We start from the raw sequence: 13,728 nt of genomic DNA, 5'->3' as shown, positions 1-13,728 counted from the left end.
CGCCCTTGCTGATGTCCTCAAGGCCAGCCAGCATACGGAGTGTGGTCGATTTGCCGCAGCCGGAAGGGCCAACAAACACGACAAACTCTTTATCTCTAATTTCCAGATTAAAATCTTTCACGACATTTTGCTTGACCTTGCCGTACTGCTTATATACGTGATCGAACAATATCCGGGACATGGAGCCTGCTCCCCCCTCCTTCAACTTTTCATCTAAAAAAATGGTATGCCTTTAATTCCTGTCTTACGGCCTGCGATAAAGTGTGCGGGTCCATCTCCCCGCACACTTTATCCATTTGCACACCGTCGGCTCCGACTGCCTTGGCTTTCTTCAAGCCCGTCGCTATTGGGTGCCTTTGGCCGCTTTCATCTCTTGGATTTTTTTATTGGCACTCTCGGTAGCTTCGCGGAATGCCGTGTTCAATTCCACTCTACCGTGAACGGCTGAAGCATAAATGTTCATTAGTTCACTCTGGGCAATGCTTGTATATTCGGAACTCGGCTCATCCGGAACCGGTGTAAACTGCTTGGGCAGCAACGCGCCGACATTTTTGCCTTTATAGAAAGCGGAATCCTGTCCGAATAACGCTACCATCGACTTATCCTTTAGCACGGGCAGCAGCTTTCCTTGTTTGGTTGCTTCGGTCTGAAACTCGGCTGAGGTTAAGTAAGCCATCGCTTGAAAAGCCTCTTCCTTGTGCTTGCTCGAGTTGAACATCGAAATAATGAACGGATACGGTTGGTAGCCGGCGCCCGCTTTGTCTTTCAACGAGGGGAACGAAGTGAAATCCCATTGATCCCCGAGGCCGGCGAGAGCCTCCTCGTCAATCAACACACCGCCAGGCTCAAGCATAGCGACGGTCTGATCTTTTAAGAACAGATCCAAGTTGGCAGCCTGGAGCACTTGGTCCATGTCATAGCCGGGAAGATCGTATATGCGGAAAATATCTTTCAGGTAGTTTTTATATTCCGGCGTATCGAACGCGACTTTTTCCTCCGTACTGTCAAACATTTTTTGCGACACTTGATTCAGTCTCATCAAATGAAAGCCCGAAAGCATAAATCCGCGGTATTGCACGCCGTTTTCGTTGCGCGTCAGCTTTTTGGTCAAGTCGTACACATCGTCCCATGTCATACCTTCCTTCGGGAAAGCGACGCCGAATTTTTCGAAGATCGCCTTGTTATAATAGAGCGTATTGGGCGACATGTAGATGGGAAGGCTGTAAAGCTCCTTATTGCCCGACAAGTTTTGGACGACTTGCAGAGCCGCCGGGTCCAGTTGATCCAAGTCATAGTTGTATTGTTGGATAAGTGGCGACAAGTCGTACTCGCCTTTATATTTGCGAATCGTCGTATCGTATCCGAGACCCGCGGTAGTCATAATCAAATCCGGCAAATTGCCGGTAACGACCATCTCCGCCAGCTCCTCATCCAGGGACTTGCCCTTGAAGCCGATGGCTTTGACTTTGATATGCGGATATTTTTTCATAATAGGTTCCGCAAACGCTTTCGCAGTCTGCTCTTCACTCCAAGCTCCGTTGTGATGCATAATGGTTATTTCTACAGGCTCTTGCGGTTTCGGCGATTCTTGCGGTTTCAGTGATTCCTTCACTTTCGTCGTTTCCGTATTCACCGGCTCGACACCCGCATTTCCGCTGCATGCCGTCAACAAAGAAACTGTCAATATACTTGCAAGAATGTAACGCCCCCACTTTTTAAACATATCCTTAACCCCTCCTGATTATAAAATTGATCATATGGTCTAACCATATGGTTTTTTTGCGATTGAGTTATCACCCAAACCCGCATTCCGGCCTCACCTATTCATTAAGTTGGAAAGAATACAGCTCCGCGTCGCACATCGCTATTTCCATAGTGACCGGTTTTCCTGACAAGGAAGAAGGGTCGCCATCCGTAAAAACAACCGTTTCACACTAGATGTCAAAGCCCTTAAACATAAATTTCTGACGATTCTTCTGCAAGCTCCCTCTTGATATGCAGACAATTGAGTACTTTCTCCTGAATATCCTGGCGCCTGTAATAATAGTGGTTAGACGCTTCGTAGCCGATACGCGAGTCTCTGCTTACGAGCGTATATAACGATTTGGCCACTTCCAGTTCTTCCTCTACAATATCCGCCAGACGGCTCCGCAGTTTATCATGTGTCTTTTCGTCCTGCTCCTGAAGCCATAGATCCCTAACCCTTACGAATGACACTTGATTAGCGGTACTGTGGAAATGATAATAAGCGCCCTTTGCCATATGAAGAAGCTCCGTATAAGCTCTCTGCCTGCCTGCCGGCACGGCCATTTCCGCATCCATCAATAAGTCCAAGCCCTCCTTCCACTGCTGTGCCAGTAGATGAAATTGCTTCTCAAACCGCTCGACCGTATAAATGCTTCTCCAGGTATTCAGATCGTCGTAGGGGAATCCTACCATCGTAGCTTTGAAACCGGTCGGTGAAAGGTAGAGCAAATTGCCCGGTCCCGTATTTTGCGGGCCTTCATAGAGCGTTGTGATATGAAAAGGAAACTGACGAAAGGCTTCGCTCAATTGATAGATCGCCCTTTCGATCGGCTCCGCCGCTTCGCCGAATTTACGCTTGAGCAGCTCCATTTTGCCAGGCGGTGTAAATCCCCCTTTAGTGTCATGTGGACCCGTTGAATCGGCCGCGGTCGTTTCCCAGTAATATTCGGAAGCCAGCTCGAGGTTGGGAGACGGGTACCCTCCCAGCGTCCAGCTTAACATCAGCCCCGTAACGCCCGACTCCAGCAAACGCTTCAGATGTTCCTCGACCAAATCCAATACGGGCAAGTAAGGAACGGCAGAGCATTCCCACGAATTGTTGAACTGCACCTTCGCGACCGTCTGAAGTCCGCGCTCCGCTGCCGTATCCCAGCTTATTTGCGATCTTTCCCCCGGGCCAACGATAGAAATCGAGTAATCACGCACGCTGCCTTCCGTATCCGCCACATGTGTCGGCATCAACTCTTCACTTACGCACATAACACGCATGCCATCTGGAAGGTTGCGAATGCCCTCCATAAGCGTTTCTTTCTCGAAGTTGGTCCAAGCCCAAGTGTAGCATATCAGCTTAGCGTCCGGTTTAGCGCTGAACGCCCCCTCGGCGATGCAGCGATTCAACTCGGCTATGACCTCTATCGGTTCCCTTTCGCGGCAGCGTCGCATGTCGTCGTTTCGCGATTCGCATGCGAGTAACAATGGGTTACGTTTTCCGATTTCGTAATGGTAAACAATCCCGCCAGCTCTGGAACCTCGGTGAATAACCGCGTGGTAGCGCTGCGGAGATAGTGCTGAATGTCGGGATGCGATGTGCAAAGCACGGCGTGTATACCATCATGCGAATGCCCCTTCCACTGCGGGTAACGCTTGAAGAAAGAAAGCGGCATCTCGCGCGGTTCGTTGAAATACAGATAGACGCCGATGCCGTACCTGGCCGCACGCTCGGTCAGTCTGCGCAGGCCGTCCAGCCGCTTCTCCCAATGGACTGACAGCTCGGGCGCTGCATCCCAAGGAATCAAGGTATACAGAACCGCATGCAGCCATACGCCATTCACCCCAAGCTCGGACAACGATTCCAGCAAAGCGTCCGGATACGGATCTACCTCCGTATCGATCAACGGGTCGCCGAACACCGCAAAATAAGAATAAATAAAGCGCAGATCCATCTTTGTCTTACGCTGCGTGTGCCCTCGCTCGAGCAGCGGTCCTCCACGCCCTTCCATGCACTTGGTTATCCACTGCAAGCCCCTAAGCAGGCCTGGCTCGTCTACCGCCTGAATCGTCACGGCGTGGGCCGACACCCCGATCGCATGGCTTTCCGGAAGCAAGCTGTCATCCTTCTTGATGACAAGTTGAACCGTGGGGGGTTCCGTAACATCATCCGCCTTTTCCTGATCAAGCTCGCTTGCGGTCATTTCGATCCCCCACCGCTGTTTCATGCGCTGTATGAAACGGTTGGCGAAAGCCCGTACATGCTTGCTGCCTGCCGGATAACGAATGCACCAGCCAGAGTCCAGCCGTACGCCAGCCTCATCACCTTCAGTCGTGGCCTTTGCGATCTTCGTCACAAACATAGGCTTGTGGGAATCACCATCTGCCGCAAACTGGTCCAGAAAGTCGAAGGGTTGCTCCAGAACCGGATAAGCATCCTCTGGGAAATGCCGGGCGATCTCCCTCCGAAGCTGCTCCGTCTGTTCCCTCTCTTCACTGGTTAGCGGCCGATAATAGACGGCCTCCCTCGCCGGCTTCAGCGATCCCAGCTTGATCCAGAGGAAATCGTCCTCCTTCAGGGCGAATGCAAGCTGATCGGCCGACCAATCCAGCAGCACAAGCAGCTGCTCATACGTGAGCAAATGCCAGTTCGCCCGAATAAGGGTAATATAGCCGCGTGACAGCCATAACGGGTCCACCTCCGGGGAGATGGGCAAGCCCATTCCTTCAGCCAGCCCGATCACCTGATGCAAGCTGGCCTCCAGTATGTTCGCGATCCGTCCGACCGGCACCATGCCCCAATTCCGCCACACAATCGCTTGCATCGGTGTCGGGAAATGAGCATATTCAAGCGCCTTCTGTCCTTGGTTACTCTGGTATAGGTCGAGCATGAGAATCCTCCTCGTAATCAAAACTGTAATAAGGACAAGGATTACACGACAGCGCCAGAGCTATCGCTCCAATTCGCTCCGCTCCACCAGACAGGCTTGCTCAAGGTCGTATCGAAATAAAAATGGCCAACCGGCACACCTGTTGGGCGGGCTCCCGTGCTCCCGCTGCTCACAACGGTCCCTTCCTTGTCATTGTGCGTTATAGCCGCTGCATCCAAAACCGTCCTTATCGTCCCGTCTGCCTCCAGACAATTGAGCAGCCACGCCTGACCTGCGGCAACTCCGCTGCTGGCCATGCCCGTGAAATCGCAATGCATCATTTTCGGTTTTTTGACAGAGATCTCGTCGCTGATCGAGGCAAAAGGAACAAATGCCTGCCCTCTTTCATTCATAAAAAGAGTGTCGTTGCCTTCAATTACACGCGTAATATACGAGCCTTTGAACGAGCTGGAACAGGAATAAAGATTGCTTTGAATGACAACATTGGCATTATTGTTTACGCTTTCCGAGCTATCTAAAAGAACAACGCACGATCCTTCTTTACTGTCTGTGTACCCGTTCTCCAGTAGAAAAATATTGTCGCAGACGTTCACGCTCATATTTGATAGCGTAAATTCAATAAAGCTGGTCGTACAATTCGAAATGATATTATTGGAAATATTTGTATTTCTAACTCCGTTTAGAACGATACCTTTTTCACAATTGTCAACAAAGTTATGAGTCGCGCTGCAGCTTTTGTTAATAATCGACAGCCAAATGCCCATGCCGTAACCGAGCGGTTCGCCATCATTTCTTCCGTTCCTGATTGTATTGTTGGCAACGATAACGGCCGAGCTGTCTATCCCCAAATCCCCGCCATACACACAAATACCGTGAGAAACAAAGCCGTTGACATCATTGTTCAGAATCGATCCGTTGTTCGTAGCAGAAGCAAATACGCCTCCGTTCCAACAATGATTGAATGTATTGTTCTCGATCACGTACGTGTCGGAAACATGCAGACTGGTTTGGGTGTCATAGCGCTCATCCCAATGCAGAGTGATCCCGCTTGTACTGTCCCGCTCTTGCGGTGATACGCTAATCGGGAGGACATAACCCACATTCCTGCATGTATTAGAGCTAAACTCAAAATTTGTATTCCACCCGTAATATACAACAGTTGTACTATACGTATCCTCAAATATACAATCGGATACATTACAATTTGTGGTTCTATAAAAGAATATGGCTCCACTCGCAACCAATTCATATACGGTAAACTTGCTATAATTATGGCTGTTTTTGGTCCCAACGAACTTTATCCCTTTAAAGGTTACGTTTTCAACTCCGCCTGTTTTGGGGATATCGTCCGAGTCATCACTATCTGTCGTTAACCCTTCAGTAACCCAAAAGATTTGAGACAACACAATAAAATCCGAGCCGGAAGCATGCTCATATTTAAATCCTGTATGTGTCCCTGCAATTTCCTTGAAAATCCTCATAGGCTTTATTTGAATCGCATTCCCTGTCTTGCCTGTTACAACCAACAACTCCAATTCATTACTTTTTAAAGAAATGACATCACCTACATGTACACCCGACGAATTCTGTACTGTTACACTTGTTCCGTTCTCTGATATAGCACTCGTTGTTTGGGTATAAAATACATCCTTAGCTTTAATAACTGCATGATTCCCTATAATAGTAATATTGGTTGGTACTACAATAGCCCTGCATATATAAGTGCCTCTTGGAAAAAACACAGTGCCGCCTGTGGTTCTCATGGATTCAATAGCAGCACGGATAGCATGGGTATCATCCATTTCTCCATCACCGGTTGCACCAAATGACTTCACATTTGCTACATGATCCGTGAGCGTTACTGAAAGCACTTGAGCATATTCTTGCATACTCTCCACATTCTTCTGAATGCCTACAGCCTTCCCATTATTCGCCACGGATTCTTGCTTTTCATTAGACATGTCCTCTAGCTCCTTTTATCTGATAAAGAATACGATTACATAACAGCGCCAGAGCTATCCTTCCAATTCACACCGCTCCACCAGACAGGTTTGTCCAAGGTCGTATCGAAATAAGAATAGCCTATCGGCACGCCAGTTGGGCGGGCAGCGGTGGCGCCGCTGCTCACAACGGCCACTTCCTTGTCATTGTACGTCATGGCAGCTGTATCCAAAACCGTCCTTGCCGTCCCGTCTGTCTCCAGACAATTCAACAGCCACGCCTGACCTGCGGCAACTCCGCTGCCGGCCATGCCCGTGAAATCGCAATGCATCATTTTCGGCTTTTTGGCAGAGGTCACGTCACTAATCAAGGCAAAAGGAACAGCCCCTAGTCCCCTTTCGTCCATAAAAAGCGTGTCGTTGCTTTTAATTATACGTGTAACATGCGAACCTTTGAACGCGCTTGGAGACAAGGAATAAAGATTGCTTTGAATGACAAGATTGACATTATCGTATGCGCTTCCCGAGCTATCTAAAAGAACGACGCATGATCCCGCTTTACTGTCTATGTACCCGTACTCCAGTAGAAAAATGTTGTCGCAGACATTCACGCTCGCATTTAAAAGCGTAAGTTCAATAAAGCTGGTCGTACAATTCGAAATCATATTGTTGGCTATATTGGCATTACTCACCCCATTTAGCACAATGCCTTTTTCACAATTGTCAATAAAGTTATGAGCCGCACTGCAGCTTTTACTAATAATCGACAGCCAAATGCCGATGCCGTGACCTAGAGGATCGCCAATGTTTCTCCCGTTCCTGATCGTATTGTTGGCAACGATAACGGCCGAGCTGTTTATCCCCAAATCCCCGCCATACACACATATACCATGAGAAACAAAGTCGTTGACATCATTGTTCAAGATCAATCCGTTGTTGCTAGCAGAAGCAAATACGCCGCCGTTCCAGCAATGATTGAATGTATTGCTCTCGATGACATACGAGTCGGAAACATGCAGACTGTTTTGCGTATCATAGCGCTCATCCCAATGCAGAGTTATCCCGCTTGTACTGTCCCGCTCTTGTGGTGATACGCTAGTCGGGAGGACATAGCCCACATTCCTGCATGTATTAGAGCTAAACTCAAAATTTGTATTCCACCCATAATATACAACAGTTGTACTGTACGTATCTTCAAATATACAATCGGATACATTACAATTTGTGGTTCTATAAAAGAATATAGCTCCACTCGCAATCAATTCATATATGGTATACTTGCTATAATTATGGCTGTTCTTGGACCCAACGAACTTTATCCCTCTAAAGGTTACGTTTTCAACTCCACCTGTTTTGGGGATATTGTCCAAACTATCACTATCTGTCGTTAACCCTTGAGTAACCCAAAAGATTTGAGACAAAACAATAACATCCGAGCCAGAAGCATGGTTATATTTAAATCCTGTATGTGTCTCTGCAGTTATCTTAGAAATCCTCATAGGCTTTATTTGGATCGTATTCCCTGTCTTGCCTGTGACAACTATCAAATCCGTTGCATCACTTTTCAAAGAGATGACATCACCTACATTTACACCCGACGAATTCTGTACAGTTACGCTTGTACCGTTCACAGATGCAGCACTAGTTGTTTTTGTATAAAATACATCTTTAGCTTTAATAACTGCATGATTCCCTATAATAGTAATATTGGCTGGTACAACAATAGCCCTGCATACATAGGTACCTCTTGGAAAAAACACAGTGCCGCCTGTGGTTCTTATGGATTCAATAGCAGCACGGATAGCATGGGTATCATCCGCTACTCCATTACCTGTTGCACCAAATAACTTCACATTGATTACAATATCCGACAACATTGCTGAAAACTCTGCGATTATTCCCGGATAACCTCCACGTTCTTCCAAATTTAATGCATCGTTCCCATTTTCGCTATCCACTACATCATCAATTTGACGGGTAAATGCCTTGGCGCCACCTAAAAATGCTCCTGCAACCATAGCTGTACCAGCTGCACCTAATAACTTCCTTCTACTCATCTTCGTATCAATGATACTGGTATTCGCCTTGGATTGTTGCTTTTCATTAGTCATGTTTTTAGCTCCTTTAATAGGATACTTTCGTAATGATCAGACCATATAAGATGCATGTAAAACAATCGGAGAATAGTTCCGCGCACAGCTCGGGGAGAAGCTTTTAGCTCAATCCAAAAAACTTCACAGCATTTTCCCGAGCGATTTTATTAAACACGGCTTCGCTGATTTTGTGGGTATCGCGCCAATCGATCAGCAGATCGAGCAATGGAACGGGCATGGTTGGAAAACAAATATCGGTACCGAAAACAATCTGTCCTGAAATTCTTCCAGGAATTTAGGCCCGTACTCAGGATCGCGGGCTAAAGCATTGCAAGCCGTATAATCGGCCAGATCACAATCGGGAGTAGGACTCCCTTCTCGATTCCCAGTTCGTCATACCGGGGTCTGTCAATAATTTTGTGTAAACTCTTTTGCAGACCTTCCCCGAGGGGAATCTTTGAAAATTAGCGCAAGTGCTGGCCTACCCGAATCCGGAAAGAACACGGAGATTTAGAGCAGCATCTGGCCCTAGTTTTGGACACGTCCCGTCCATTTACGGATGACATACATTGTCGCGAGATACAGCATTTCTATTTTTCTAGATCATCAAGCTCTTCATACGCACGCCATGGTCTGCTGCCTCATATCCTAATCACGCTCCTTATTTGCAATCTTCTTGATTCCCTTTTGATACCCTTATTACTATGGGGGAAATTCCCATCTCCTTCAATCCTATAATTGTCAAATCAGTTGTAAAAATGTTCAAAACAAGCGTAAAAAGAGCATTTTATATAAGAAAAAAAGCCTGATCAACCATCGCCGTTCAATGGGATCAGACTCTCACTTTCCGCTTCCTTATTACGATTCCAGGCCAGCTCCCGGTATTCCGTCGGTGTAATTCCTGTATGCAGCTTGAATACCTTGGTGAAGTAGCTTTTGCTGTTAAAGCCTACCTTGCTGCCAACATCGTTAATTTTCATTTTGGTATCTGCAAGCAGCAGCTTCGCCTGTTCGATCCGGTATTGGCTTAAATAATCAATCAAGGTCGTATTGTAGTGCTTTTTAAACAACTGACTTATATACTGTCTTGTCAGGCCTACATGCTCAGCAACGTCATCCATCGAAAAATTATTGGGATAGCATTCGGCGATGTACTGCTCCACCTTTTGCACATATTTATTGAAGTCCTGCTGGTAATCCGCATTGAAATTATTAAATTTGCTAATAAAGAAATGTTTGACCGCGGCTGCGTTCATAATCCCCTTGTCTGTAATCAATTCATTAATTTCACTCAAAAATTTAACACTTTCCTGGTCATACAGTTTGATTAACAAGGAAATATTCATATACAAATTATAATTGTATTCCATAACACTTCTGTTTTCCGACAGCATGGTATTAATCAAGTCCGTGTACGCCTTCTCATTATGCTGCCTGATCGCAAGTTCCAGCTCATCGATTGTCGGATCCTTCATCTGCTTCTGCTGGTAGTCCACCGGCAGCTTGCTATAACAATAAATGTTGGTGTCAGTGGAATAAATACGCCCCACGTTGAAAGCATATAAAGCTTCAATGTACGAGTTGTTGATTTTTTTTAGGGGATAGATGCCCCCAATACTAAGCGTCAAGTTTTGTAATATCTGGTCATTGAAGCTCGCGAGCATATCCGTAATAAAGCGGTTCATATCATCATGGTCCAGCTTTAACAGCAGCACATATTGCTTATCCGACTCCACAAACAGATCGATTTCAAATTTAACTCCTAAGCTTTTTTCAATTTCATTGGTTAGGCTTGAGTCTTTTGTAGTCATGTCCGTTTGTGAATGAATCGTCAGAATGACGACGACCAGATCCCTGTGATAATCGTCCAAATAACGTTCAATATCGGCGCTTTCCGTAAATCTTTCCTTAATCAGATTATAGACAAGCGTTCTTTTCAACAATTGCTCGCTATCATGAAGCCGCAGCCTTAAATGCCTAACAGGCTTGTATAGCTGTCTGGCGCCTAGAATAGTCATGACCACTATAACCAGAGTGATCAGCGTGAGGAACATAATCATTTGATTCCGGGCTTTGTACACGTCGCTGCTTAAACGGTGGATATTGACCTCGCTTACCAGATTCCAGCCCATTGTTTTTAATGGATAGCTGCTGATCACGGGCTGATCTTTAAGCTTGAGAGCGGTCGGGCTCTGCGGCAAATAGGTTCCCAGAAGCTCACGATCTTTATGAAACACCACCCTACCTGCCGCATCCGTTAAATAATAATTATAAATGCCATTATCCACATTTAATCGCAGCAAAAAATCGTTATAGAGCTTCTCCAGATCAACCGTGTAATTCAGATAGGATTGCTGGCCGCGCAACGGGAGCTTAGCTAGCAGGGAAATGACATATTTATTATGCCCTTGTACGTTCAGGCTTCTTGTTTCAGTCACTTTAATCTGATAATTGTCCATACCTTTAAGTTCGGACTTGATCCAATTGTAAGGGGAATTTTGCGGATCGCTGATAATCCCGTAGTTGGATACCAGCAAATAATCCTCATCTTCGTTGTAGAGCATGACCTGATCCAAATATTTATTGTCATTCACCGCTCTATTCAAGCTTTTGATGATTTGCAGCTTTTCTACAATAAACTGCATCTTCGTAAAAGGTTCATTGGTCATTCCGGCCAAAACCCCATCTACAATCTGCTCAAAGGTTTGCTCCATAAAATTACCTGTGCGGACCAGCTCGTTCTCGTTTTTGGAATTGACCAGGTCGATCGTTTGCTTAAGAAAAACATTCATACTGTAAACGCTTGCAACTAAAAAAGGCGGCATGGCCACCAATAATAAAATAATGACAATCCTGTAGTGATATGCCCTTATATTAATCTTCATAACTGACTACGCCCCCCGCTTCTGTACATACGGCCGTCTTCTATTTATCTATACATGCCCTTTGCATAAATTATCGCTTTATCTGGGCAAAAAGACAATTGTAAGATTGGAAGCTTCGTTGTAAAAAATACTAGTCGCGCCTAAGAATGAGGTTTTTTTCTCATCAACTGGCTTGGTCAAATAATCGGGGGCTCCTGCTTCACATAAGCTTCTTCCCGGGCACAAGCCTCCTCCGAGCCTTGACTTTGCGTAATCTCCTCCCAAGGCACGTACAAGCTAAACTTGCTGCCAAGTCCCTCCTGACTTTCAAGTTCAATAAAACCGCCCATAAGAGCAGCAAATTGCTTGGAAATTGAAAGTCCAAGTCCTGTTCCGCCATACTTGCGGCTAATCGTATCATCAGCCTGATAGAAAGCCTCAAAAATAATCGGCTGCTTCGTCTCCGATATGCCAATCCCGCTATCCTCAACGGAAAAAACGAGCCAGTCAGCCATCAGCTCTGTGCCGTTCACAATGCCTTTTTTATCCCTTATCGGATATACAGAAAGCTTCACTGTCCCTTTTTCCGTAAATTTCATCGCGTTTGACAGCAGATTTTTAATGATTTGCTGCAGCCGCTGACCATCGGCGTAAATAATAGCGGGCACACCTTCCTTGCTTTCGATAACAAGCTCAATATTTTTTTGCATAGCGATGGGTTGAAAGGTATAGGACATCTGCTCCAGCGTTTCACTTATACTGAATTCGGAACGGTCCAAATCCATTCGTCCCGCTTCAATTTTGGACAAATCAAGCACTTCATTAATTAAATGCAGCAGTTCTTCGCCCGAGGAATGAATAATATTAGCGTAGCGGATCTCCTCATCGGATAGCTGGCCGTCGATATTCTCCTCAAGGATTTGCGACAGTACCAGGATGGAATTTAACGGTGTCCGCAGCTCATGCGACATATTAGCAAGAAAAGCTGATTTATAACGCGATGCCAGCAATATTTGCTCGTTCTTTTCCTCCAGTTCGAGCTTAGCAAGCTGCAGCTCTTTGGTTTTTTCCTCCGAGATATGATATTGTTCCTTCAATTTAATATTATAGTTATGCAGCTGCCACTTACGATTCGCCTCCATGATGAACTCGCGCAAAAGCAGCGTAAAGCCGAAGCTTAGAATTAGGCTCAATATATATGTCCCAGGGGCAATTTCAAGCAAATACTCAGAGGAAGGGATTACTCCAAAAACAGCAATAATTACAACGTTAGCCGTATTGATCCACAAAACCAATGCAGTCATTTTTCTGTAAAATCCCCAGTTCCTTTGCTCCGCCCACCAACAGATCAACATACAAAGAAGGCTCATTACAATGACATTACAGCACCCTACAAAAGAAGCATAACTCAATCCAAAACTCAGACGTGCCGCACCGATACCTAAACCAATGATAAGTATCGAAATCGGATGGCGAACAAACATCGGGGCCACAATAATAGCCATAAACCTGAGATCAAACAGAGCGGTTTCCGAAAACTGAAATCCATAATGCATAGTCGTCAAGCCGCATAATATGGCAAGCAAAATAAACAATATTTCCTTCACATTAGGCGAAAGTTTATAAAGCGTGTACTTATAAATCAAGCTGGCCACATACATAAGCGTCAACATAATGCTAATATTCGAAAAAAATGTTTTCAAAAACAACCCCATGTCACTCATTCATAAGCCTGCCTTTTCCAAAGCTGTGATTTGCTATCATTATAGCGTAAGCGCAAAGAAAAATCCCCTGAATCAAATGAGAATATTTACCATATTATAGCATAAAAAAAACAAGCAAGCGTCTATTGCACCCATTCGCTAGCTTGCGTTGCATAATTGTTTTATTGCTTAATCAGCTTAAGAACCTCACCCACTGGAAGCTCAAGCGTTTCCGCTATTTCTTCTGGCGAAAATCCTTTGCCAAGAAATTTACGAATGATTTCTTCCTTTCCCTGTTCAATTCCTCGCTCAATTCCCTCTTCGTATCCCCAACGCTTCCATGCTGGCATCAATTCCATAATTGCTTCCCCCTCCTCTGGATATAGTTCGCTTAGCTCAAGCAGGATCGCTTCATCCTGCTCTTTATCAGGCTGGAAATATATATCGGCCACGGACATGATCAGCGCTAAACGCGCATCGTCCAGCTTCTTTTTTATTCGTAA

The 13,728-nt window shown here is 45.7% G+C and carries 8 protein-coding genes and 1 pseudogene; all 9 read right to left on the bottom strand.

Going from position 1 to position 13,728, the window contains the following annotated elements:
* The coding region (locus tag J2Z66_RS42015; protein WP_209980023.1) for an ATP-binding cassette domain-containing protein at nt 1–181 on the bottom strand (181 nt) is incomplete at its 3' end.
* Between the two features lie 162 nt (nt 182–343).
* The gene (locus tag J2Z66_RS42010) at nt 344–1,723 is read right to left on the bottom strand and encodes an ABC transporter substrate-binding protein (protein WP_209980021.1); all 1,380 of its coding nucleotides are present in this window, start codon (nt 1,721–1,723) and stop codon (nt 344–346) included.
* A 227-nt stretch (nt 1,724–1,950) separates the two neighbouring features.
* Nucleotides 1,951–3,144 carry a hypothetical protein gene (locus J2Z66_RS42005; protein ID WP_209980020.1) on the bottom strand — a complete coding sequence of 398 codons (1,194 nt, stop codon included), beginning with the start codon at nt 3,142–3,144 and terminating at the stop codon, nt 1,951–1,953.
* Nucleotides 3,145–3,158: 14 nt separating this feature from the next.
* Entirely contained in the window at nt 3,159–4,625 is a 1,467-nt protein-coding gene (locus J2Z66_RS42000; protein WP_209980018.1) for a hypothetical protein, read from the bottom strand.
* Nucleotides 4,626–4,666: 41 nt separating this feature from the next.
* Nucleotides 4,667–6,586 (bottom strand): right-handed parallel beta-helix repeat-containing protein, encoded by a 1,920-nt coding sequence (locus J2Z66_RS41995; protein WP_209980015.1) that lies wholly within the window; start codon nt 6,584–6,586, stop codon nt 4,667–4,669.
* A gap of 35 nt (nt 6,587–6,621) precedes the next feature.
* Nucleotides 6,622–8,676: a right-handed parallel beta-helix repeat-containing protein gene (locus tag J2Z66_RS41990; protein ID WP_209980013.1), complete on the bottom strand. Its 2,055-nt coding sequence runs from the start codon at nt 8,674–8,676 to the stop codon at nt 6,622–6,624.
* 791 nt (nt 8,677–9,467) lie between these two features.
* Complete coding sequence (locus J2Z66_RS41985; RefSeq protein ID WP_209980011.1) at nt 9,468–11,543, bottom strand: AraC family transcriptional regulator; 2,076 nt, start codon at nt 11,541–11,543, stop codon at nt 9,468–9,470.
* 176 nt (nt 11,544–11,719) lie between these two features.
* Nucleotides 11,720–13,246, bottom strand: coding sequence for a sensor histidine kinase (locus J2Z66_RS41980; RefSeq protein ID WP_209980008.1), 1,527 nt, complete (start codon nt 13,244–13,246; stop codon nt 11,720–11,722).
* A gap of 161 nt (nt 13,247–13,407) precedes the next feature.
* Nucleotides 13,408–13,728: pseudogene (locus J2Z66_RS41975) on the bottom strand (hypothetical protein); the annotation flags it as partial.

Origin of the sequence: Paenibacillus eucommiae (assembly GCF_017874215.1) — a bacterium.
Taxonomy (GTDB): domain Bacteria; phylum Bacillota; class Bacilli; order Paenibacillales; family NBRC-103111; genus Paenibacillus_AI; species Paenibacillus_AI eucommiae.
The sequence above is the reverse complement of the archived record's forward strand: the minus strand, read 5'-3'. Positions and strand labels throughout refer to the sequence as shown.